The sequence below is a fragment of the Pseudoalteromonas sp. MMG022 genome, from assembly GCF_021654245.1.
In the GTDB taxonomy this organism is placed as follows: Bacteria; Pseudomonadota; Gammaproteobacteria; order Enterobacterales; family Alteromonadaceae; genus Pseudoalteromonas; species Pseudoalteromonas amylolytica.
In genome coordinates this window covers 222,188-245,666 of the sequence record NZ_JAKFZQ010000003.1, presented here as the reverse complement: position 1 = coordinate 245,666, position 23,479 = coordinate 222,188, and the positions used below count along the sequence as shown (strand labels likewise).

Genomic DNA, 23,479 nt, shown 5'->3' with positions numbered 1-23,479 from the left:
CCCTAAAAACAGAGTACACTGTTTTCAACAAAGAGGACGTAAGTATCTATTTTTAACACAAAAAATATGATGTGCGTGACTAATATAACAATTGGATGTTTTTTTGGGAGAAGGCCAATATGCTTAAAACTAAACAGGTAAATCACTTTGCTGCTGTCGTTGATGACGTAAAAGCTGGGCCACTTTCCGAGCTGCAAAATCGACTTGATGAAATCCAAGACAACGGGATGACAGCGTTAGCAATTCGCAATGTATTATTTAATAAAATGCTTGATTTACACAATGTACCAAATGACCATTTTTTGCGAGATGAAGACACACCATCACGTATAGATGATCCAGCATTACTGATAGAAAAGCTTAACGACTTAGGATTTTATCGTAAAGGTAATGGAGCTTTACACTAGAACTGATTATGGGGAGCCTACTCTCCCCGCTATAGGCTGGCAATGCCCGTCGCCAGCCTATCTTCTTTCTTCGTATTACAAATTTTCTAAAAAATCTTCATCGAAATCTGTTGGTTCTTCCTTAATTGGAGGATTACCATCGTATAGCTCATACAATTGACGCTGGAAATAGATATCTTTCATAAAGATGTATGGGTCGAGTGATTCTTCCAATAATTTCTCTTGCGCCATCAACGATGCTCTTGCTTCAATGGCTCTAAGTGTGAACACGGCGATAGTTTCCGGTGTACTCAGTGCAATCTCTGGCATCACATAATTGTCAACAACATCACCTGCCAGATTTCTGGCTGTTGTAGGGCCCATAACGGGTAGCATGATATAAGCACCATCACCCATTCCCCAAACGCCTAAAGTTTGCCCAAAATCTTCATCATGATGTTTAAGGCCTAGACTACTGGCGACATCAAATAAGCCAAAAATCCCTACGGTAGAGTTCACCAAAAAGCGTGCAGCATTCACTCCCATGCTGCTAGGCTTACCCTGTAAACCAGCATTAATTGCATCGGTTGGGGTAAGCAAATTAGTCGTAAAATTAACAATACTATTGCGTACCGGCTGCGGTGTAACAGCAACATAGCCAACCGTTACTGGGCGTAAAATATATTTGTCTAAAACATCCATATTAAAATCATAAACTGGGCGATTTAATGACTGAAGTGGATCACGCTCGTCCTGTTTTTCTTCAGGAATAGTACTACATCCTGAAATCACAACAGCTGCCAGAACAGCTAAAAAAGGCTTAAACATTTAATTTCCTGTGTTTGATATAATCCGATTAATCTCAACTGGGATCACCTCAAGCGCTTCGCTCAACGCTATAATTTCACTTTGTCCTTCCAACTCGCCAGCTTGTGCCATAACACTTTCATCAGTTGAAATGCGAGCCGTGATAATGACGTTTTGATAGCTCGACAGCTTGAGGCTTGGCATCATCGCCATACTATCATCTAGTGTCACACGTAAAGGCAAGTTAAAATTTGTAAGCTTAGCAACCGCCAGCGGCATAGCTGGGCCATCAGCGGCTTTAGCAAACACGAACAATGTACCCTGACTGGGAAGTTGCTCAGTCAGGTTAGGACTGAGCGTAACTTCAATTTGTAATGCCGCGGCTGTAGACTCGGTTTGAGGGGCAAGTTTCTGTTCTATTTCAACAATACGTTGCTCTATCATTGCATATCGTGGGTCTTCGCTGTTCATACTTGCCAGTAATACTTCAAAGGCTGTTTTGGCTTCATGCCAATCTTGCTTTTCGTATGCAATAAGTGCGAGTAAAGAAATTGCATCAATATTAGTTGGCTCACTTCTTAACACTTTGGCCAGCAATCGTGCTGCGCGGTTCATACCGGACTCCGACCCCTCAATCAACAATACTTGACTGTAATTGATCAAAATATTGCTATTGTTTGGTTCCATTTTCAGCGCTTTGTCGAATGCCTGTTTGGCCATCTCATAGTCATTTAGCGACATTGCTACACGACCCAATAGCATCCACGCTACTGCATCATCGCCGCTGTCGGCTAATTTAGTACGTAAGCCGAGCGCAAAAGCCTGTAATTCGTTTGCTGTTAATCTTTGCCCTTGTTGCAATACCGCTCTTTCACCGTATTCTGGCAGCTTTTCAATAGCATCGTACCAATTGGCTATCTGCTGCTGACTTCCCGTAAAGTGATAAAAAACACCGCTGACGGCGAGGGTGAACAACAACCCCGTTAGGGCAAAGATACGATTGTTGCCACGGCTACTGAGCTGCTGTTCAGGCGAGAGCTCATTGAGTAATCTGCGCTTAAGCTCCAGTACCGACTCCTGATAAGCCTGTTGTTCGATGCGTTGATTGCTCAGCTCAGCATTTAACTCATCAAGGCGTTGGTAGTAGATATCAACTCGTTCGGCATTGGCTTGGTTGTCCACCGTCAGCACTTTTTCTCGACGAATGAATGGCACAACCACAAACAGTACTGCTAATAAAGTAAGCAATGCGAACATCACCCACATCTGCATAATTCCGTCCACTGCTACTGCTCCCTACGCTGATATTGCTTAATAAGTTTGTTCAACAGTTGCTCATCTTGCTCGCTCCAAGTCTGCTTACTTGAGGCCTTTTTCTGCCTAAAAACAATAAACCCAAAGCCCACAACAACAATAAATATAGGCAGTACCCATAATATGATAGTGGCAGGTGTAACAGGTGGCTGGTAATGAACAAAATAGCCATAACGGTCTATCATGTAATCAATCACCTCATCCTTACTCTTACCTTCGTTTACTAAGCTAAGGACTTTATCCCTAAGATCTTTTGCCACCACAGCATCTGAATCGGCGATATTTTGATTTTGACATTTAGGGCAACGCAACTCGTGAGTGAGCTCACGAAAAGTACTCTCACGCTCTGCATTGGCAAATTCATATCTATCCTCTGTCGCAAATGCCGAGCCACATACCATTAGAAAAATAACAATCATGAGTCTCATTGCGTCAACTCCATCAGCTTAGGTGCAAATTTAGCACGCCATACACGCTGGTTGATATCACCTGTATGATGAAGCAAGATTTTACCTTGCTTATCAACTAAGAATGTTTCAGGGGCACCAGAGACGCCTAAATCCAGCGCCAACGTGCGCTTCAAATCGAGAATATTAAATTGGTAAGGATCGCCTGTTCTGGCAAGCATCGCGTTTACTTCGGCACGTAATTTGTTGATATCAAATTGGTCACCAAAGTCAGGATCGTAGCCTTGCTCATAGTACAAGCCGATTATCCTAACTCCTTGCTCTCGCAACTCGGTTAAATAGCTCAGCTCCGCTACACAAGTCGGACACCAAGTACCCCAAACGTTGAGTAAATAGACTTCTCCCAACAGGTCACTCTCTTGCCATTGCTTGGAATCACTCATCAAATCAGGCAGGGTAAAGCTCGGCATTTGTTGTCCAAGTCGCCCTGTTTGAAGCTCCCTTGGATTACCGAATAACCCTTGGTATAAAAATACACACAACAGGATAAAAATAAGAAACGGGATTAACCCTAGTAACTTGCGGTTCATGATGTTGCCTCCTGTTGATTACCCTTAGAAGGACTTTTTCTATAGCGTTTATCAGCCAATACGATAAACCCAGCAAAAGCAATGAGTAATCCTCCTAGCCACATCCAACGTACGTATGGCTTATGGTATATACGTAGTGACCATGCTCCACCACCGAGTTGCTCTCCAAGTGCCAGATATAAGTCTCTAAAGAACCCGTCATCTACCGCGGCTTCTGTCATAAACTGCATACCGATGTTGTATAAACGCTTTTCAGCATGCAACTCAGTCACTTTTTCATTATTCTTTAATACCGTTACCACACCGGCGTGCCCAGTATAATTAGGCCCAACAATTTCTTTTACGCCTTCAAAACGATATTCATATTCGTTCAAAGATGCTGTATCACCGGGCTGCATGCGTACAGAACGTTCAACAGAATACGCTGACGTAATCGTGACCCCCGCAATAACAAAGGCAATACCAACATGCCCCAAGACCATTGCCCAATAGCTAAGTCCTAGTCGCTTTAGCCCCTCAGATAGACGCTGCTGGGTTGATACTTTTTGTGCAAAGTCTACAGCCGTCGATAACATAATCCACACAGCCAGCGCACTGGCAACAAATGTCAAAGGTGCCACTGTTTCAAAACTGCCGAATAACCAAGCCGCGGTAATGGTGATTGTCGCCATTAAAATAACTAACCATTTTTTCGCCAATGGCGGTAGCTTATTTTGTTTCCAGCGTAGCATCGGCGCGATACCTAACAATAACGCAAAAGGCACAATTAATATCGAAAACATTTGGTTGAAAAATGGCACACCGATTGAAATAGAACCCAGGCCTAGCTCTTTGTGGATCATAGGTAGCAGCGTGCCTAAAAATACAACTAAGGTCGCTACCACTAAGAATATATTGTTTACCCACAACGCCACTTCTCGAGAAAAGAACTGATACCGCCCCTCACTTCTAACCTGTGACACTCGCGCGGCATACAACGCCAAGCTGCCGCCAACAACCACGGCTAAGAATAGTAAGATATACAGCCCGCGATCTGGGTCTGTCGCAAAAGCATGTACGGAAACGATAATGCCAGAGCGTACGATGAAGGTACCTAGCAGACACAAACTAAACGCTGTGATGGCCAGTAGTACAGTCCAAGATTTAAATACACCGCGCTTTTCTGTTACGGCCAACGAGTGTAGTAAGGCCGTTGCAACCAGCCAAGGCATCAATGAAGCATTTTCTACTGGGTCCCAAAACCACCAGCCTCCCCAACCAAGCTCTGAGTATGCCCACCAACTGCCGATTGTAATACCCAAAGTCAGAAAGCCCCATGCCACCATGGTCCACGGTCTTGACCACTTCGCCCAAGTATTATCTAACTTACCTGTCAATAAGGCTGCTATGGCGAATGAAAAAGACACCGATAAACCAACATACCCCATATACAACAGTGGCGGATGAATGATCATGCCTGGGTCTTGTAATAGGGGGTTGAGATCACGCCCCTCAACTGGATAGTAAGGTAGTAGACGCTCAAATGGACTCGACATCCACAAAGTGTAAAGCATAAAGCCCACACCTAAAAAGCCTAACACCCCCAACACCCTAGCACGCAACACCCAAGGTATTGATTTAGACATCAACGCAACTAGCGCAGTCCACGATGACTGCATCACCAACCACAACAAGATAGCGCCTTCATGTCCACCCCAAGTTGAAGTCACTTTGTAATACCATGGCAAAGTACTACTCGAATGGTGCGCTACGTACGCAACCGTAAAGTCATCCGCAAGCGTGATATAAATTAGAATCGCGAAAGAAAATAACACGAACACACATTGGCCAACCGCCAAAGAAGGCGCTGCACGCATTAATCTCAAATTGCCGGTATGCGCGCCCCACAACGGGAAAATGCACAGCAGCAAACTCAGCGCCATAGCTAGCACTAATGCAAAATAACCTATCTCTGGGATCATATTAGTTCTCGTTGTTTAAGTTGTACTTTGGCTTCTGATGTTTTATGCCTTTCAGCGCTTCTGCAACTTCTGGTGGCATATACTCTTCATCGTGCTTTGCCAAAACTTCGAACGCTTCAATAACATTAGGTTCTACCAAAGTTCCCTGTGCGACAATCCCCTGACCTTCTCTGAATAAGTCAGGTAAAATTCCCTCATAGCGGATGGTGACAGTTGGCCCTGTATCCATCAATTTAAAGCTGACATCTAGGCTGTCTTCGTCCCTAACAACTGAACCCGGAACAACCATGCCACCGATTCGCAATTTTTGACCGATAAAGGGCTTTTCTTTATTTTCGCCTTTGCCATCGATCAATTCTGTTGGTGTGTAAAACAAATTAATGTTTTCTTGTAACGCATATAGCATCAGTCCAATTGCTGAGCCAACCCCAAAAATAATTGCAATGACTGCCAGTAAACGTTTTTTGCGCCTCGGGTTCATACTTGCTCCTGCTGCTTAGCTTTCTTTATACGCTCTTCACGCTTCATTTGAGCGCGAACTTCATGACGTAACTTGCTACCTTCTCTTAATGAGCTGAAAAACAAGGCCAAAAGAATGGCGGCGCAACTGCCGAAAGACAACCAGACATAAAATCCGTATCCTCCCATCGCCAGAAATTCGTTCAATGATTCAAATTGCATCACTCACCTCGACCAACTAGTTCTCGCACCCATGGGCGGTGCCTTTCACATTGTAGGATTTCGTTCTTCAAACGGATCAACGTCACAACTCCAACAAAGCCCGCAAATGCGGTAATATTGATTAACAGCGGCCATAGCATTGATGAGTCTATCGCTGATGTATCAAACTTGGTTATGGTGGCCCCTTGATGCAAAGTGTTCCACCACTCTACCGAAAAGTGAATAATAGGTAGGTTAATCACGCCCACAACAGCTAAAATACACGCTGCACGCCCTGCTGACTTTTTATCTTCAAACGCGTGGTATAGTGACAACACACCAAGATACAAAAACAATAAAATGAGTTCAGATGTTAATCGTGCATCCCACACCCACCAAGCACCCCACATAGGTTTACCCCACGCAGCCCCCGTTATTAGTGCGATGGCTGTCATGGCAGCACCTACGGGCGCAATCGCTATCACCGCCAACTCAGCGTTACGAATTTGCCATACCAGAGCAATAACTGCGGCAATCGCCATGGAAGAGTATGCACCCATTGACAATATTGCCGAAGGAACATGGATAAAAATAATGCGATAACTGTCTTTTTGTTGATAGTCAGCCGGGGCATAGGCAAGACCCCACACCCAACCAACAACCAAACATACTACGGTAACCACCGCAAAATAGGGAATTAACGTATTACATAGCTGGTACGCACGCTCTGCCTTTGCATAAGGATGTAACCATTTCCACATGTTAACTAACACTCACTTTTAAAGCTGAAGATATTGCAATAGGTGCACACACACAGGCTACAGCCAGCATGGCACCTAGGATTGCGAGTTGCCCACCATAAGCTAAAGACATACTACTCGTATCAATGGCAGACGTCGCAAAAATCAGTACGGGAATATACAGGGGTAAAACCAATAAACTCATTAAAATTCCACCTTTTTGTAACCCCACTGTCAGCGCAGCACCGATGGCACCAATAAAGCTCAATAGCGGAGTGCCTATCAGCAAGGTCAATACCGTTGCGCCAAGCGCCTGAGAATCTAGATTCATTAACAAGGCAAACATAGGTGCCATCAGTACCATAGGTAGCCCTGTGATAGTCCAATGCGCAAATACTTTTGCCAGAACTGACAGCGAAAGTGGATAAGGAGATGCAATGAGCTGCTCTAACGAGCCATCGTTGTAATCATCCCTAAACATTTTATCTAACCCTAACATGGTAGACAACAAAGCCGCTACCCAAATAATTCCCGGCGCCATGCGTTTCAACAGCGCAGGTTCTGGGCCAATAGCAAGCGGAAACAACGTAATAACAATAAGAAAAAATAACAATGGATTGACAATTTCCGAGCGCTGACGAAATGCCAAGGTCACATCCTTACTGTAAACGCTGGTAAATAATTGCCAATAAGAATGCTGGGCCGTCAAAATTGATACTCCAATACGAGGGTTTTGAGCGCCGTAAAATGGGTGGTTAAATCTTGGTGCGTGGTAAGTAAAATAGCCCCGCCTTGAGCCAAATGCTCAGCAAACCTAGTTTGCAATTGCTTCACCCCTTTCTTATCAAGCGCAGTAAATGGCTCATCGAGTATCCACAGCCTCGCGTTGTTAAGCCATAGCCTCACTAAAGCAACGCGCCGTTGTTGACCTGCTGAAAGTGTTCTTACCGGTACATCTTCCAGACCAACCAACCCCAGTAACGATAATAAATCATACGCACGCTTATCCACGTGACAACCGTGAACCCGCAACCAATGGCACACATTCTCATACGCCGTTAGTTGGCCATTTACACCCGTTTTGTGGCCGATAAAAAGTAGTTGCGCTGCAAACTCTTCGTAGTTTTCACTAATCGGCTGACCTGTAAAATGAATTTCTCCCTCATCAGGACGTGCAAACCCAGAGATGATCCGCAATAATGAGGTTTTACCAGCGCCATTTGGGCCCTCAATTTGCATGATCTGCCCTGCTTCCAACGAGAAGCTTAACGATTCAAACAGACAGCGTTCTTGTTTAATACAAGTAACAGATTTAATCTCTAGCAAATTGGTTATTCTCATTACCCAAAATTGGGCGTTAGTCTACCATAATGGTATGGTAATACGAATAACGCGTTGCGACCGATTAGCGAAAATTTGATTTAAAATAATGAATAAGCCACCGATTTCTATTCAATATTCGAACACATCTGATACAAGCTCAGCTTTAAACGAAGGGCGTGCAAATATTGACCTAACGAAACAAGCCAGTCAGTTTGTGGCACGAAATGTCGTGATCAAACCGGATGCACTACAAATGGAAGTAGAAATTGATGGCCGCTGGCAAACTATCCGCTTAGCTGTAAAAGATAATAACCAGCCAACATTAAGATTAAACGAAGCTGTGGTTACTTTAGGTGAAAACGGTCAATCTCTCACCATTAAATCACCCGAACAAACTGTTAATATAAAAGCCGCCAACCAACTGTTATCACTTTTAACCTTGATGAAAAGCGGCACACCTGAATCCAGTTTAACAACCAGCGCTCATGTCACAGCTGGTAACAACCCACAGCTTGTATTAGACAAGCTAGGACTTAAACTCGCATTAGACCCGTCCCTTGCCAAGATATTAACTCAAGAGAGCAAGCTGATTGCTCAGCTACAAGCAAGTGAGAATAAAATCCAGTTGAAACTGATGAACGGCTTTGCCGATCAGCTGTTTTCTAGTGTACTGGCAAAGCAAAAAGTGTCGGAGCAACTGGCTACACTCGGAAAAAGTCCGCTTTTACTCGTTGATAAACATGCGTTACAAGTCAAGTTTTCGCCCACACTCAAAGCGATTACGTTACCTATGAGCAATTTGCAAAGCCCACCGCCAGGTGTTGGCACGCCACAGTGGCAACAAGCACAGCTCAAAGCCACCACAATGGGAATACAAATTAAGACCCTCAGTGATCTGCAACACTTAGACTTAAAACAGCCGATCAAAGGCAAGTTTGCTCAGGTCAGCCCGCATATTACACCACAGCGTATGCCTGAGACGGTACAAAGCGGCCTAAACCTTGGCTACGACAAGCCACTTATTAACATCACCATTAACGATATAAAAAAGGCTGTCGAGCAAGCAATTACCCAGTGGCTGTCAAAACCATTTAAGCAAACAAGCAATAGTTCACCATCCGCAGGTACAGTTAGCGCATCGCAGGCGAACACTGTACAAAATGCACAACCAAACCAAATAAATTCTTTGCCCAAGCTTTCTGCAACTCCACTTATGCTTAGCCCACCGCAAACTGATGTGCTACCGCCCATAGTAAAACTGTTTGCACAGATAAAAAGTGTGCTGCAAAGCACAGGAAATACAACGGGCCAAAACACAAGCAGTTTGGTGAGTCAGCAAGATGCAAACAGTGGCCGATCAAGTACACCTCAAAATGCGAATCTGGCACTGGACAAAAATGTGTCTGCTACAAGTGCAGTGGCTCCGCCATTTAGCAGCGCAAAAATGAAAATGGACCAACGTAACTTAATCACCGACACATTAAAATCATCTACCCAGCTACTTAAAACCCCAGAGCAAAGCCAAAAAGTAACGGCAGGTGCTCATAGCACTTCTCTGTTACCCTTACCTAGAAGTGATTATCAAGCGAGCCACCCTATTGAGCGCAAGTTGTTAGAACCTTTGTTAAAGTTAGTAGCTCAACCTGCTAAGCAAACTGCTTCACTGCTAAATAGTCAAATTACAACCGAAAAAGTAGCACAGCTAAGTCAATATAAAGACTCACAATCAGTGGATATGACCAAGCTTGTCCATCAAGCCTTTAGTCGTATGATAGATGCCAATAATATTTCAGCGAACCATGTAATGGCTGAACTAAACAGTTTAGTGCCGGGAATGGTTAGTCAACACTCACAAACACAGACGTTCATGGGTGCGAATAGCTTTACACAGGCTCTTGATAAATTACTGGTGACACTTCTGGCGTCGCCTCGTGCAACTTCACCACAGTCTTTGCCCGACAATATAGATCAAGCTCAACGTCTGGGCGCATTACTAGAAACCCTAGTGCCCAATGCCAAGAATATTGCAACAAAACAGGTACTGCCTCATTTACAGCAACTAAATAACACACTATTAAATGACTTAGCACAGGTACAAAATACGCTGACCAATAGCGTACAAATCACGCCTACTAGCCAAAAGGTCGATAGTGAAACTCAGTTGTTACTCAGTCTTTTTATGCCGATGAAACTACCCAGCGAGTGCAAACAAACAGAGCTGCAAATAGGCAAATATAAGAAGCCTGCTAAAGCCAAAATGCCTGAAAAAACAGTATGGTTTGTACGCCTTAATTTTGACTATGCTCACCTTGGTAAACTGAGTGCGCAAGCAGAGCTAATGGATAAGGCACTTGATTGCCAATTGGTCGCCAACACTCAGCAGGTTTGCGCGTTGGCCGAACCACATTTAGATGCATTGCGACGAAAACTATGTGCCCATGGTTTACAGGTAAATGAAATAACGCTCAGTGAAGATGCTCAGCAAACACACACCTTTTACGAGCAACATGCGATCGTTAACATTAAAGTATAGGAGTCGATAGTGGAGCAAAAAACAGCCATAGGTTTATTATATGAAGCAGGTAGTTCACCGCATGTAGCCTGTAAAGGGTTTGGTGAACTTGCTGAAGAAATTATCGCACTTGCAAAAGAAAAAGGCATCATGATCCATGAAGATGCTGAACTGGCAAAAACCTTGGAACAGTTAGACCTTCACCAAGAAATACCTAAGGAGCTCTACTATGTTATAGCCGAGCTCATCGCCTTTTCATATGTGTTAAGGGGGAAGTTTCCACCTGGGTGGCAAGGCTTTAGCAACAAGCTGGATATTAAGGCCTGATCAAGATTTTTGATGTAACGACATTAATAGCTCAGCTTCAGCTCTGGGGATCTCACACTCACGCATAATTTCTTCCAAGCCTGCCCCAAGTTCAATCATCTTAACGGCACGAGAGTAGATTTTTGCATCTGGATCATCATACTTTTGAGCAGCCTGTTGCTGAGCGAGTTCTTTTGCGTGGTTTTCACATGCAACTAAACGCTTACCAATACTCATCAAACTGCTACGCACCTCAGCTATTTCGCTTCTCAAGATTGAGGTTTGATCGTGATTGTCCTTTATTATTTGTTTAAGGGAATGCACTTGTTGGTGAGCGCCCCCTAAACGTTTACTCAACATAAAAATCAACCCCAAGCATACAAAGGTTAGTAAGCTTGAGGCTAACAATAGGAGCAATACAAAGTTATTATTTACTACTTCCACAGTTTATAAATGACTCAACTCGTCCCACTCATCATCACTGAGTAGTTTATTCAAATCTACAAGAATAAGAAGCTCACCTTCACGGTTCGAAACACCTTGAATAAACTTAGCGCTCTCTTCCGTTCCAATATTCGGCGCACTATCAATCTCAGAACTGCGTAAGTAGACAACTTCAGCAACACTATCAACCAAAATACCGATAACTTGCTTTTCAGCTTCTATGATCACGATGCGAGAGTTATCTGTCACCTCAGCACTGACCAATCCAAAACGTGCTCGAGTGTCTATAACTGTTACAACATTACCTCGCAGATTAATGATACCCAACACATACGCCGGTGCACCGGGAACTGGAGCAATCTCTGTATAGCGCAATACCTCCTGTACCTGCATTACATTTATGCCGTATGTTTCATCTTCGAGTTTATAGGTCACCCATTGAAGAACTTCATCGTTACTATCGGCATTTTTGTCTGCGGAAAGTAGTCTATCTTGGCTCATGGTTTAACTCCAAAAAGATCTTGTTTACTGCTCTCGACTATCGAGGCCTTGCTCAAGCAAGCGGTTTAAATTCTCTACATCAATTAACGCGCACATTTTTTCTTTAATTACGCCTGCCAACCATGGTCTTTTGCCATTGCCTGTGCGCCACTTCACATCATCTGGTCGCAATGTAATATTATTTACCAAGTTTTCAGCTAACAACCCCCAAGGGCTATCACCCAATGTGATTAAATACTGATAATCTAGGCTTTCTTCCAGCTCGGGCGTATACTTTTCCGGCATCACCCAACGCGCAGTATCAACCACATTGAGTTTTTCATCGCGATTTAACATCACGCCTTTAAACCACTTAGGCTTACCGAATAACTGATTTACTTCGCCCAACTGGTGAATACCACCTAGCGATTTCAATGGCACAGCCAATGTGAGGCCTGCAACTTCGAAAAATAGCGCCTGAAACTCTTGCTCACCATACGCCTCTTTTGCGCTAACTGGTTGATTTTTTATTTCAGTCGATTCTTTGATAATAGTATTATTTTCTGTTATCTCAAGATCTTTCGTTTGTTCTTCAGGGATTTCCTGTACTGGCTTTGGTTGTACTTTTGGTTCAACTAGCGGCTCACTTTTGAGTTGCTCGACTTGTGCTTCAGGCTCAGCTTCTGACACAAGCGGAACTTGCTCAAGTAATTTAGCAACAGGCAGCAACGAAGTGTCTTCAGGCTCTTCTTCACTAAGAAGCGCTCCTAAATATTGCTTCATAACTTTTTCATTAGCAAACAAATGTTTACTCATTACTACCTCTATTAAACCTGCAATAAATAATCAAGTAACGCCCGATAAGCAAACACTCCTCGGGACTTTGGACAGTATGAAACTGGGACCTGCTGCGCCAAACTTGCATCTCGGAACTTGGTGTCCACGGGAACAACCCCAGGCCATACATACTCTTTGTAACTGGCTAACAGGCTTTTGTATGCCTCCAGTGAAGCTTTGGTCCGCTTATCGTACATTGTAGGTACTATGGTATATTGATATTTCTTGGATTGCGAACTTTGCATTAATTCCATAGTGCGCATCATTCTATCCAGCCCTTTGAGCGCAAGAAATTCAGTCTGAACGGGAATTAATATTCGCTCGCTTGCTGCCAACGCATTAACCATAAGTACACCAAGTACAGGCGGGCAATCAATAATAGCGTAGTCGTAATGGTCTTTAATTTTATCTAACGCTTTTTTGAGTACCAAACCCATTCCTGCGCGATTTCCCATACTTCTATCTAGTGTTGCGATGGCCATCGTCGCAGGCAAGATATCCAAATTTTCAATTGTTGAGGGACACAATGCCTGTAAAATTTCTTCACTTTGCATAGCGCTTCCACGAGCAAAAATGTCGTAGACGCTTATCTCTAACTCTTCCGAGTCAATACCGAAGTAATAAGTCAAAGACGCGTGAGGATCAGTATCTATCAACAACACACGCTTACCTTGGAGTGCTAAAATTCCCCCCAAGCTCACTGTAGTGGTCGTTTTCCCTACGCCCCCTTTTTGGTTTGCTACTGTCCAGATCTTCACGAGCTAATGCATTCTCCAAGTTTTGCGCTTATTTTTGTTGTTATTTGCTTACTGGCATCTACAGCTAACACCCAACCTCTTTGTTTAGCCTTGCAGCAACCTCTGGTAAAGCGATATGCTCAGATGCAAGGCCAGCATTAGCAACAGCTTGCGGCATTCCATACACAACACAGGTTTTTTCGTCTTGAGCCCAAATAGTTGCCCCCACTTGTTTGAGCATACGTGCACCATCACGCCCATCGGCCCCCATTCCCGTTAGGACGATTGCCAATACATCGCCATGATATGCCTTAGCAGCACTGGCAAATGTTACATCAACACTTGGCTTATAGGTGATACGTGGGCTATCGTCTTCAAAAACGCGGAGCGTCTTACTAGACCCCCTCGCTTCAACCATCATTTGCTGGCCACCCGGCGCTAAATAGGCAACGCCAGGCTCTAGACGATCGCCCTGCTGTGCTTCTTTGACTCTTATTTTACACAAGCTGTTCAAACGGCTGGCGAATGCGGGCGTAAACGCAGCAGGCATGTGTTGGATCAGCAATATCGGATGAGGAAAGTTGCTTGGTAGCTGCGTTAAAATAGTCTGTAATGCAACAGGACCACCTGTTGATGTACCAATTGCAACAACCTGATACTTCTTGCCCGACGCCTTAAGTGAAGCACTAGAACCACTTACGGGCGCAGCACGCTGAAACGTTCTATCCGGCTGACTAATACTGGTATTGCTATCAAGCTCTTGACTCGTGGCAGGCTTACTCGCTTGCCTTGTAGCAAAGGGACTGACAAATCGAGGTAAGCGGCGGCGACCAATCTCTTTTACTTTATTCTGTAAAGACTTTATTGCTTCTTCGCTATTGCGAGCAATATCTTCAAACTTCTTTGGTAGAAAATCCAATGCCCCTGCATCTAAAGCATCTAGAGTGGCACTTGCCCCTTCCCTAGTCAAAGACGAAAACATTAGGATTGGTGTAGGATTGGAGGCCATAATCTGTTTTACAGCACTAATACCATCCAATACCGGCATTTCCACATCCATGGTGATCACGTCAGGCTTTAACTGCGCGGCTTTTTCAACAGCTTCCTTACCATTAACGGCAAAATCAATCACCTTGATATCACTATCTAGCTCAAGAATTTCGCTCACTCTACGGCGAAAAAAACTTGAGTCATCAACTACTAACACTTTAACTGCCATTGGCACGCTCATTAAATATTCAGATCTAAAAAGTGGTGCGCAAGGCACCACTGTGTCTAACTCTTATTTAGAAACTCTACTTGCCCGCATAATGCTTGAGCATATTCGGCACATCTAAGATCAAAGCAATACCACCATCCGATGTAATAGTTGCCCCAGCCATACCAGGTGTGCCCTGTAAAAGAGCATCAAGAGGTTTAATTACAACTTCTTCTTGGCCTATCAAAGAATCAACAACGAAACCAACTTGCTTAGTTCCTATTTGTACTATAACTACGTGTCCGTGCGCTTTACGGGTTGTTCTGTCAGCACCTTTAACTAGCCAATGTTCCAGATAAAATAACGGAATCGCTTTTTCACGTACGATTATCGTCAACTGTCCGTCAACAATATTCGTCTTGGTTAAGTCTAAGTGGAAAATTTCACTAACACCGGCAAGCGGCAACGCAAATGTTTGCTCGCCTACAATGACCATGAGTGTTGGTAAAATAGCTAAGGTCAGCGGTACTTTTATTTCTAAAATAGTACCCACTCCTAACTCAGATTGGATATTAACTGAGCCATTGAGTTGGGTGATTTTAGTTTTTACCACATCCATGCCCACACCACGGCCTGAAATATCAGATATTTCTTCTTTGGTTGAAAAGCCCGGCGCGAAGATTAAGTTGTATGCCTCAGTGTCCGATAACCGACTAGCTTGGTCCGAATCTATCACGCCCTTACTAATTGCTATCTTCTTGAGCTTTTCAGGGTCCATACCCGCACCATCATCGCGAATGGTTAGCAAGATATGATCCCCCTCTTGAGATGCAGACAACGTCACAGTACCTGTACGTGATTTACCCGCGGCTTCACGTACGCTAGGCATTTCGATGCCGTGATCGACAGAATTACGCACAAGGTGAACAAGCGGGTCTGCCAGTGCTTCTACCAAGTTTTTATCTAAATCGGTGTCTTCACCTTCCAATACCAAGTTTATATCTTTTTTCAGGCTTCTAGCTAAGTCTCTAACAACTCGTGGGAAACGACCAAATACTTTTTTAATCGGCTGCATGCGCGTTTTCATTACCGCGCCTTGCAAGTCAGCCGTCACCACATCTAAATTTGAAATGGCCTTGCCCATCGCTTCGCTGTTGGTATTATTTGCCAAACTCACTAAACGATTACGTACTAATACCAGCTCACCCACCATGTTCATTATTTGATCAAGCCGCTTGGTATCTACGCGAACTGTGGTTTCAGCTTGAGCTGCTGGCGCTTTTTTCGCAGCTGCTTTATTTTCAGCAGCAGGAGCAGGAGCGCTCTTCGCCGCTGGCGCTGTAGGTTGAGAAGCCGCTGGTTTCACAGGTTGCGCTGGCTTTTCTGGTTCCTTAGGTTGCTCAACTTTAGGGGCTGCAGGCGGAGGTGCTGCATTTTCAACTGAACGCGGCGCAGTTCCTTTCCCATGAAGCTCATCTAATAACGCTTCAAATTCGTCGTCATTAATTTCATCATCGCTATTGCTTGTCGACTGAGTCTCAGGTTCGCTTGCTGCAGCAGCGGGAGCCGGTTGTGACTTACTAATTTCACCAAAGCTGCCAACACCATGTAACTCGTCTAACAGGCTATCAAATTCATCGTCAGTAATGTCACCGTCACTGTCTGTTTCATCACTGGTTGCCGTTTCACTCACTTTTGCGGGGCCATTACCCGCTCCATGTAACTCATCCAGTAAGCTTTCAAACTCATCTTCAGTGATTTCATCGATGCTACCGTCACCTTGGTTCGACTCAGTGACATCCGCATCCAGATCGAAGAAAATATCATCAGTGCCGACATCTTCGGTTGAGGGTTGTTCAGCTATAACTTCTTGTTGTGGAATATCAATGACTTCGTCTTCTGTTTGCGGCTTGCTAAGTTGATGAAGTGTTTCAAGTAGTGCAGGGTCGGCAGGTTCAGGTTGCTCTCGATTTTGAATATGCGCGAACATTTCATTAATCGTATCGAGGGATTGCAAAATGACATCCATTAATTCTGATGTAACTTTGCGTTGCCCTTGGCGTAGCACATCGAACACATTTTCAGCACCATGACAGGCATCAACCAGTTCGGTCATACTTAAAAATCCAGCACCACCTTTAACTGTGTGAAAACCACGGAAAATTGCGTTAAGCAGCTCTTTGTCTTCAGGGTTATTTTCTAACTCTACGAGCTGTTCAGACAGTAACTCAAGGATCTCTCCAGCTTCAACGAGAAAGTCTTGTAAGATATCTTCATCGACCTCAAAGCTCATGCATACTCTCCTATTAGAAGCCTAAACTTGACAGTAAATCATCCACTTCATCTTGACCTGAAACAACATCATCTCGCGCTTCAGCATCAATAATGGGACCTTCTGGCCCTGAAATTTCATTTACGTCAATATCAACCTCACTTTTCGCAGCGACCTGAGCTTCAGAACCTTTCTTCTTGCTCGGTAGCTCGTCCGTGGTGCCAAAAACGGTTAATAAATTAATTAGGCTATCTTCGACTTCTCTAACTAGCTCTATAACCCGACGAATAACTTGCCCTGTCAAATCTTGATAGTCTTGAGCCATTAATACATTTGTCATCAAACTTTGTAATTCATCTGTACGTGTTTGTGACCCCTGCATAAACTTGTCTAAATCGTGACATAAAGACTTAAACTCTCCTAGCTGAATGTCACGCCGCATAAGGCGGTCCCAAGTTGGTTTAATATTCGATAAGTCATCTGCTAGCTCTTGGGCTAACGGAAGACTCGCCTCAACTGCATCCATGGTTTTGTTGGCGGCATTTTCTGTCATTTCCATGACATAGTTTAAACGTTGTTTAGCATCGGGGATGGCATCAGTCGTCAAATCAGCAAGACGCGTGTCGAGTTCAAAGTTTTTCAAAGATTCATGCAGTTGGCGAGTTAATTTACCCACCTCAGCAAACAACTCTGATTGCTCTTTGTTGGCAGCTTCCAAAATTAATTGATCTGCCTTTTCTTGTTCACCTTGTTCCAAATAAGCAACTAGCTGCTTTGCCTGCTCAAGGCTGATCTGAGGCACAGAAGGCGTTGACATTAGCCTCTCCTTCTTATTAATTAGCCTAAACGTTCAAACACTTTTTCTAACTTAGTTTTCAGTGTTCCTGCTGTAAAAGGCTTAACGATATAACCATTAACCCCAGCTTGGGCAGCCGCTACGATTTGTTCTTTCTTTGCTTCCGCTGTTACCATCAACACTGGGATATGCTTAAGATTCTCATCTGCTCTAATCGCGCGCAGCAGATCTATCCCTTGCATACCAGGCATATTCCAATCAGTTACCACAAAATCAAAGTCTTGATTTTGTAGCATTGGAAGCGCAGTACTGCCATCGTCAGCTTCTTGTACATTGGTAAAGCCTAAATCTCTTAGCAGGTTTTTGATTATTCTCCTCATTGTAGAAAAATCATCAACCACGAGAATTTTCATGTTTTTATCCAAAACATCCTCCAGTGAGGTTTGAACCTATTATTTTTTACTCTAATTTACCCAGTCATTGATCTTGGCACGAAGCCTTATCATTGCCTGCCCATGAATTTGGCTAACACGAGATTCACTTACATCTAGTATCTGGCCGATTTCTTTTAAATTCATTTCATCGTTGTAATAAAGCGACAACACTAGGGCGTCTCTTTCTGGCAAAGATTTTATCGCTGCCACCAACGATTCGTTAAAGCGTTCATTTTTAACGTTATTAAATGGTTTGTCTAGCGATAAATCATTGTCTGCAGGCGAAATGACGTCTTCATCTACACCTAAGTCCTCAATACCTATAACTTTACTGGTATTTACATCATGTAGAATATGATGGTACTCATCCAGAGTAATAGCAAGTTTTTCAGCTATTTCAGTATCTTTTGGTTCTCGATTGAGGAGGGATTCAAGTTCAGCAATAGCTTCTGCAACCATGCGGCTTTTACGGTGCACTGAACGAGGTGCCCAGTCGCCTCGACGAATTTCATCCAGCATAGCGCCACGAATGCGAATGCCAGCAAAAGTCTCGAAACTTGCTCCCTTTGAGGCATCAAAGTTCTTGGTTGCTTCAATCAGACCAATCATGCCAGATTGCATCAAATCATCTAGCAAAATATTAGCAGGCAGCCGAGCCAATAAGTGACATGCCACTTTTTTTACAAGTGGCGCATGTCTCTCTACCACCTTATGTAGATGTTCTGATGTTTGATACCCCATCGCTTTACTCACCGATGATGCCATAGTTACCCATTGACAAGTTGTTCAATAAAAAACTCAAGATGCCCTGACGGTTGATGTGGAATGGGCCATTTCACGGCCTTGCTAGCTAGACCTCTAAATGCAACTGCTGCTGGTGAGTTAGGGAAGAGTTCTACGATGGTTTTTTGACGTCTTGAAGACTTCCGCATATTTTCATCAAACGGGATCGTTGCAACAAGTTCTAGAGCCACATCTAAAAACCTGTCTGTTACCTTAGACAGTTTAGCAAACAATTCCTGTCCTTCTCGTAAACTACGCACCATGTTAGCCACAATTTTAAATCTATAAACGCCATGCTCACGGCTTAATACTTTTATTAGTGCATAGGCATCAGTAATAGATGTTGGCTCATCACACACCACCACTACGACATCCTGTGCAGCACGAGAAAAGCTTAATACCATATCGGAAATACCTGCGGCAGTATCGACAATTAAGATATCAAACTCAGTATTGAGTTCACTAAATGCGCGAATTAAGCCAGCATGTTCAGCAGGCGTCAACTCCACCATGTTTTGTGAGCCCGATGTTGCAGGAACGATTTTTATACCAGCAGGACCTTCTACCAATATTTCGTCTAATTCGCATTCGCCCGACAAAACGTGTGACAAATTCTTTTCGACTCTTAAACCCAACATCACATCACAGTTTGCCAACCCCAAGTCGGCATCGAGTACCAATACCCGGTTTCCTTGCTGGCCCAGCGCAATTGCGGTATTCAAAGATACATTGGTTTTACCCACTCCGCCTTTACCGCCCGTTACCGCTATAACCTTAACACCGTGATTACTATTTTGACTCATTTTACGCAGGCCACTTGCTTGATCTAATACTGTGTTAATCATACATTCCTACTGTCTGAGACGCTACTGGTACAGGTCTCGAATGTTGTGCTTTTATTCTTTTTAAATACAATTGCTCAGCCTTTTTGACTAGCTTTTGTGCATTTGCTACGCGAATATCTTCTGGAACTCGCTGTCCATTGGTAAGATACCCTATTGGTAAACGATTTTGAATCGCTATACTAATAATCTCACCCAAACTTAGACACTCATCAAGTTTAGTAAAAATACAGCCAGTTAAGTTCACTTTTTGGAAATGGCGAACCGTCTCTTGTAACACGTGCATTTGTGAAGTCGCACTTAATACTAAATAACTACGAATGTCAACGCGAGTGCTACGCATTAAAGTATTCAACTGTTCGGTTAAACGCAAATCTCTTTGGCTCATTCCAGCTGTATCTATTAATACTAGTCGCTTATTGCGCAAGTGGTACAACACTTCAGCCAGTTCATTCGCATCTTTTACTTGCTTCACTGGACAGCCGATAATTCGACCATATGTAGAGAGCTGCTCATATGCACCAATACGATACGTATCGGTTGTAATTAGAGCTACTTTGTCAGCACCAAATTTCTGTGCGCCTAACGCTGCTAGTTTGGCAACAGTAGTCGTTTTGCCAACCCCTGTAGGTCCTACAAAAGCAAACACTCCACCTTGGCGAAGAATGTCGTTATTGGTCGTATGCATCTGGTTTACAACCATGTTAAGTAACGCATTCCAAGCTTCTTTGCGGGATACATCATCTGGAATAAAACACGCCATTTGTTCAGCTACATCAGCGTCAATACCCATTCCTTGTAGGCGGTCAATTAAGCATGCACGAGTCGGGTCGCGACGCGCCATCTCTTGCTTCATTAGGCCAGAAACTTGATGTTCAAGAAGTTGACGAATGGCATTCATTTCTTCACGCATGGATGACATTTCATCATGTTTAGGGTCGCTGTGCTCCATGTCATCACCAAAGCCAGATTCTAGTTCATCATCAAACTGCCAGTTTGATGTTTGTGCTGGTGTACTGTGACTAGGTTTGGGCTGCTGAAAACGCTCTTGTTCATAGTTAGGGTTATGTATCTCAGCTTGTTGCTGACGAGATTTGAACACTTGCTCGGTATCAATACCAGATTGTGAAAACATTGAGGCAAGCTGTGGCGAACGAGGGCGCGGTGCTTGACGCTCTAATAGCGCCTCTAAGCTGTCTGCCACTTGCGCTTGTGGCTCTGGACGTGCTTGCTGAGGCTCTGGACGCACAAAACGAGGCGCAGTAGAGCGAGGAGGCTGTTGCTGAGGCGCTTCTTGTACACTCGGCTTAGGCGTTGCTGGTGCGCGATCATTATCAATTGCAGCGACAATCTCGACGCCATCGGCCAATTTCTTATTCGACATAATTACAGCATCTACACCAAGCTCTTCTTTCACTTCTTTTAGTGCTGTTCGCATATCTTTGGCAAAAAAACGTTTGATCTTCATGTTACAACCCCTTAAATCCTATTACTGTCCAACTGAGCTCACAATCTTAATTTGTCTTTCATCTGGCACTTCTTGATATGACATCACACGAAGGCCGGGGATCGTATGTTTAACAAATCTTGAAAGCACACTTCTTAACATACCTGAGGTTAATAAAATGGACGGGTCACCTAGCATTTCTTGCGTTTGATGCGCTTCTCTCAAAGAGTTTTGAAGCCGCTCTGCAAGGCCTGGTTCGATACCTGCCCCTTCATCACCTGCGTTCTGAAGTGACTGATGCAACATCTGTTCCAACTCAGGTGCCAATGTTATGACAGGGATTTCATCAGCATTACCAACGGCATCTTGAACGATAAGTCTGCGTAGCGAAATTCTTACCGCAGCCGTTAGTACATCTGGGTCTTGGCTACGTGGTCCATACTCAACAAGCGTTTGTACAATCGAACGCATATCTCTAATTGCAACGCCTTCGTTAAGTAGATTTTGTAGAACTTTTACCACAGTTGTAAGTGGTAACACGTCAGGCACTAAGCCTTCGACTAAGCGTGGATGGCTCTTAGCAAGCATGTCTAATAAGTTCTGTACTTCTTCATGACCTAACAGCAAAGCAGCATTATTTGTCAGCAACTGACTAATATGGGTCGCAACGACAGTGGCTGCATCCACTACGGTATAGCCTAACGAATGTGCTTCGTCTTTTTGTTCTGGCTTGATCCACACTGCGTCTAGACCAAACGCAGGGTCTTTTGTTTCAATACCTTTAATTGGACCGAATACCTGACCCGGATTAATAGCGAGCTCATCGCCATGCTTGAGCTCCCCTTCACCAGAACCCACACCCATTAAGGTAATGTTGTAAGCATTTGGATCTAGTTCTAAATTGTCGCGAATATGTACCGGTGGTACTAAGAAACCCAACTCTTGAGATAGCTTTTTACGTACACCCTTAATGCGGTTCAATAGCTCCCCACCTTGTGACTGGTCCACAAGTGGGATTAAGCGATAACCCACTTCTAAGCCAATCACATCAACAGGTTGCACATCATCCCAGCCAAGTTCTTTTTGCTCTTGTTTATTAGCCACAGCAGTACCCTTGGCTTCTTCTTCGGCGGCATTTTGCGCCGCATCTTTTTTCTGTTTTTGGGTAAAGTAAGCCAAATACCCGAGTAATGCGCCTAAGCTCAAGAATGCAAAGTGAGGCATTCCCGGTACGAGACCCATAACAATTAAAATACCTGAAGCGATAAATAAGGATTTTTCGTTTCCTAATTGCGTTTTGAATTGATCACCCATGTTATGGGATTCATTTTGACGGGTAACAACAATCGCAGTACCAATAGATAGCAACAGTGAAGGAAGCTGGGCAACCAAGCCATCACCAATCGTTAGCAATGTGTACACTTCCATTGCACGGCTAAAAGGCAAATCATGTTGGATCATACCAACAAACAAACCGCCAATAATGTTAATAGCAAGAATCACAATACCTGCTATCGCATCCCCTTTTACAAATTTACTGGCACCATCCATTGAACCATAAAAATCGGCTTCGCGTGTCACTTCTTCACGTCTTGCTCTGGCTTCATCAGCACTGATAAAACCCGCATTCAAATCGGCGTCAATCGCCATCTGCTTACCTGGCATAGCATCTAATGTGAAACGTGCTGAAACTTCAGATATACGCCCCGCACCCTTGGTAATAACCACGAAGTTGATAATGATTAAGATCAGGAACACCACTAGACCGACAGCGTAGTTGCCCCCAATTACAACTGACCCAAATGCTTCAATCACTTTACCCGCGGCATCACCGCCGTTGTGACCTTCCAATAGTACTACCCGAGTACTGGCAACATTCAAGGCCAGACGCATGATAGTCGCAATGAGTAAAACGGCAGGAAACATACCAAATTCAAGCGGCTTCATGGTGTATACCGTCACCAATAACACCACTAAAGCTAATGCAATGTTGAAAGAAAATAGAATATCCAGCAAAAAAGGTGGTAGGGGTAGTATCACCATCCCCAAAGCCGCCAATACCAGCAACGGTGTACCAACACCTTTGGCGTATTCTTTTTTATCTTTGTTGAGCTGTGCTAAAACCGCTTTAAATTCCATAACTTAACAACTGCAAAATATTGACACTATGCAGATAAAGCAAGTTACGAGCCAATTATTAGGT

Annotated in this window: 25 protein-coding genes; 3 read left to right on the top strand and 22 right to left on the bottom strand. The window is 43.9% G+C overall.

Translation table 11 applies throughout. The annotated features are described in order from the left end of the window. The first annotated feature begins 119 nt into the window (after positions 1–119). On the top strand, positions 120–407 hold the full coding sequence (locus L1070_RS04360) for a hypothetical protein (protein WP_237124617.1): 288 nt from the start codon (positions 120–122) through the stop codon (positions 405–407). Between the two features lie 75 nt (positions 408–482). Here L1070_RS04360 and L1070_RS04355 read toward each other — a convergent pair whose 3' ends face one another. The 10 genes from L1070_RS04355 to ccmA are packed head-to-tail and all read right to left on the bottom strand — an operon-like array spanning position 483 to position 8,206. Continuing rightward, entirely contained in the window at positions 483–1,214 is a 732-nt protein-coding gene (locus L1070_RS04355) for a VacJ family lipoprotein (RefSeq protein WP_237124616.1), read from the bottom strand. Then, the gene (gene ccmI / locus L1070_RS04350) at positions 1,215–2,468 is read right to left on the bottom strand and encodes a c-type cytochrome biogenesis protein CcmI (RefSeq protein ID WP_237124668.1); all 1,254 of its coding nucleotides are present in this window, start codon (positions 2,466–2,468) and stop codon (positions 1,215–1,217) included. Between the two features lie 11 nt (positions 2,469–2,479). After that, a complete protein-coding gene (locus L1070_RS04345; RefSeq protein ID WP_237124615.1) occupies positions 2,480–2,935 on the bottom strand; it encodes a cytochrome c-type biogenesis protein in 456 nt (151 codons plus the stop codon). Then, positions 2,932–3,504, bottom strand: coding sequence for a redoxin family protein (locus tag L1070_RS04340; RefSeq protein WP_237124614.1), 573 nt, complete (start codon positions 3,502–3,504; stop codon positions 2,932–2,934). Before L1070_RS04340 ends, L1070_RS04345 begins: the two co-directional genes overlap by 4 nt. After that, positions 3,501–5,465 (bottom strand): heme lyase CcmF/NrfE family subunit, encoded by a 1,965-nt coding sequence (locus tag L1070_RS04335; RefSeq protein ID WP_070984575.1) that lies wholly within the window; start codon positions 5,463–5,465, stop codon positions 3,501–3,503. The genes L1070_RS04340 and L1070_RS04335 overlap by 4 nt, the downstream gene beginning before the upstream one ends. A gap of 1 nt (position 5,466) precedes the next feature. Next, positions 5,467–5,946: a cytochrome c maturation protein CcmE gene (gene ccmE / locus L1070_RS04330; RefSeq protein ID WP_237124613.1), complete on the bottom strand. Its 480-nt coding sequence runs from the start codon at positions 5,944–5,946 to the stop codon at positions 5,467–5,469. Further along, positions 5,943–6,146 carry a heme exporter protein CcmD gene (gene ccmD, locus L1070_RS04325; protein WP_237124612.1) on the bottom strand — a complete coding sequence of 68 codons (204 nt, stop codon included), beginning with the start codon at positions 6,144–6,146 and terminating at the stop codon, positions 5,943–5,945. The genes ccmE and ccmD overlap by 4 nt, the downstream gene beginning before the upstream one ends. Then, entirely contained in the window at positions 6,146–6,886 is a 741-nt protein-coding gene (locus L1070_RS04320) for a heme ABC transporter permease (protein WP_237124611.1), read from the bottom strand. The genes ccmD and L1070_RS04320 overlap by 1 nt, the downstream gene beginning before the upstream one ends. 1 nt (position 6,887) lies before the next feature. Next, positions 6,888–7,574: a heme exporter protein CcmB gene (gene ccmB / locus L1070_RS04315; protein ID WP_237124610.1), complete on the bottom strand. Its 687-nt coding sequence runs from the start codon at positions 7,572–7,574 to the stop codon at positions 6,888–6,890. Then, positions 7,571–8,206, bottom strand: a complete 636-nt coding sequence (gene ccmA / locus L1070_RS04310; RefSeq protein ID WP_237124609.1) for a cytochrome c biogenesis heme-transporting ATPase CcmA — start codon at positions 8,204–8,206, stop codon at positions 7,571–7,573. Before ccmA ends, ccmB begins: the two co-directional genes overlap by 4 nt. 88 nt (positions 8,207–8,294) lie before the next feature. Here ccmA and L1070_RS04305 point away from each other — a divergent pair, with 88 nt between their 5' ends. Both L1070_RS04305 and L1070_RS04300 read left to right on the top strand, forming a co-directional pair. Beyond that, entirely contained in the window at positions 8,295–10,721 is a 2,427-nt protein-coding gene (locus L1070_RS04305; RefSeq protein ID WP_237124608.1) for a flagellar hook-length control protein FliK, read from the top strand. A gap of 9 nt (positions 10,722–10,730) precedes the next feature. Beyond that, positions 10,731–11,027 (top strand): EscU/YscU/HrcU family type III secretion system export apparatus switch protein, encoded by a 297-nt coding sequence (locus L1070_RS04300; RefSeq protein WP_237124607.1) that lies wholly within the window; start codon positions 10,731–10,733, stop codon positions 11,025–11,027. Here the strand turns inward: L1070_RS04300 and L1070_RS04295 are convergent, their stop codons facing one another. The 12 genes from L1070_RS04295 to flhA form a co-directional block, all read right to left on the bottom strand. Continuing rightward, positions 11,028–11,366 (bottom strand): DUF2802 domain-containing protein, encoded by a 339-nt coding sequence (locus L1070_RS04295; RefSeq protein ID WP_237124606.1) that lies wholly within the window; start codon positions 11,364–11,366, stop codon positions 11,028–11,030. A gap of 87 nt (positions 11,367–11,453) precedes the next feature. Further along, positions 11,454–11,951 carry a chemotaxis protein CheW gene (locus L1070_RS04290; RefSeq protein WP_070984558.1) on the bottom strand — a complete coding sequence of 166 codons (498 nt, stop codon included), beginning with the start codon at positions 11,949–11,951 and terminating at the stop codon, positions 11,454–11,456. 24 nt (positions 11,952–11,975) lie between these two features. Then, on the bottom strand, positions 11,976–12,746 hold the full coding sequence (locus tag L1070_RS04285; protein WP_070984557.1) for a chemotaxis protein CheW: 771 nt from the start codon (positions 12,744–12,746) through the stop codon (positions 11,976–11,978). 11 nt (positions 12,747–12,757) lie between these two features. After that, positions 12,758–13,525 carry a ParA family protein gene (locus L1070_RS04280; RefSeq protein WP_070984556.1) on the bottom strand — a complete coding sequence of 256 codons (768 nt, stop codon included), beginning with the start codon at positions 13,523–13,525 and terminating at the stop codon, positions 12,758–12,760. A gap of 64 nt (positions 13,526–13,589) precedes the next feature. After that, on the bottom strand, positions 13,590–14,723 hold the full coding sequence (locus tag L1070_RS04275; protein ID WP_070984554.1) for a chemotaxis response regulator protein-glutamate methylesterase: 1,134 nt from the start codon (positions 14,721–14,723) through the stop codon (positions 13,590–13,592). Positions 14,724–14,799: 76 nt separating this feature from the next. Next, complete coding sequence (locus L1070_RS04270; RefSeq protein WP_237124605.1) at positions 14,800–16,995, bottom strand: chemotaxis protein CheA; 2,196 nt, start codon at positions 16,993–16,995, stop codon at positions 14,800–14,802. Positions 16,996–17,008: 13 nt separating this feature from the next. Next, the gene (locus tag L1070_RS04265) at positions 17,009–17,791 is read right to left on the bottom strand and encodes a protein phosphatase CheZ (RefSeq protein ID WP_070984552.1); all 783 of its coding nucleotides are present in this window, start codon (positions 17,789–17,791) and stop codon (positions 17,009–17,011) included. 20 nt (positions 17,792–17,811) lie between these two features. After that, entirely contained in the window at positions 17,812–18,195 is a 384-nt protein-coding gene (gene cheY / locus L1070_RS04260; protein WP_070984550.1) for a chemotaxis response regulator CheY, read from the bottom strand. A gap of 39 nt (positions 18,196–18,234) precedes the next feature. Continuing rightward, a complete protein-coding gene (locus L1070_RS04255; RefSeq protein ID WP_237124604.1) occupies positions 18,235–18,969 on the bottom strand; it encodes an RNA polymerase sigma factor FliA in 735 nt (244 codons plus the stop codon). Positions 18,970–18,971: 2 nt separating this feature from the next. Further along, positions 18,972–19,832, bottom strand: a complete 861-nt coding sequence (locus tag L1070_RS04250; protein WP_070984548.1) for a MinD/ParA family protein — start codon at positions 19,830–19,832, stop codon at positions 18,972–18,974. Further along, positions 19,825–21,297 (bottom strand): flagellar biosynthesis protein FlhF, encoded by a 1,473-nt coding sequence (gene flhF, locus L1070_RS04245; RefSeq protein WP_070984545.1) that lies wholly within the window; start codon positions 21,295–21,297, stop codon positions 19,825–19,827. Before flhF ends, L1070_RS04250 begins: the two co-directional genes overlap by 8 nt. A gap of 21 nt (positions 21,298–21,318) precedes the next feature. After that, positions 21,319–23,415 (bottom strand): flagellar biosynthesis protein FlhA, encoded by a 2,097-nt coding sequence (flhA, locus tag L1070_RS04240; RefSeq protein ID WP_237124603.1) that lies wholly within the window; start codon positions 23,413–23,415, stop codon positions 21,319–21,321. Positions 23,416–23,479 lie beyond the last annotated feature (64 nt).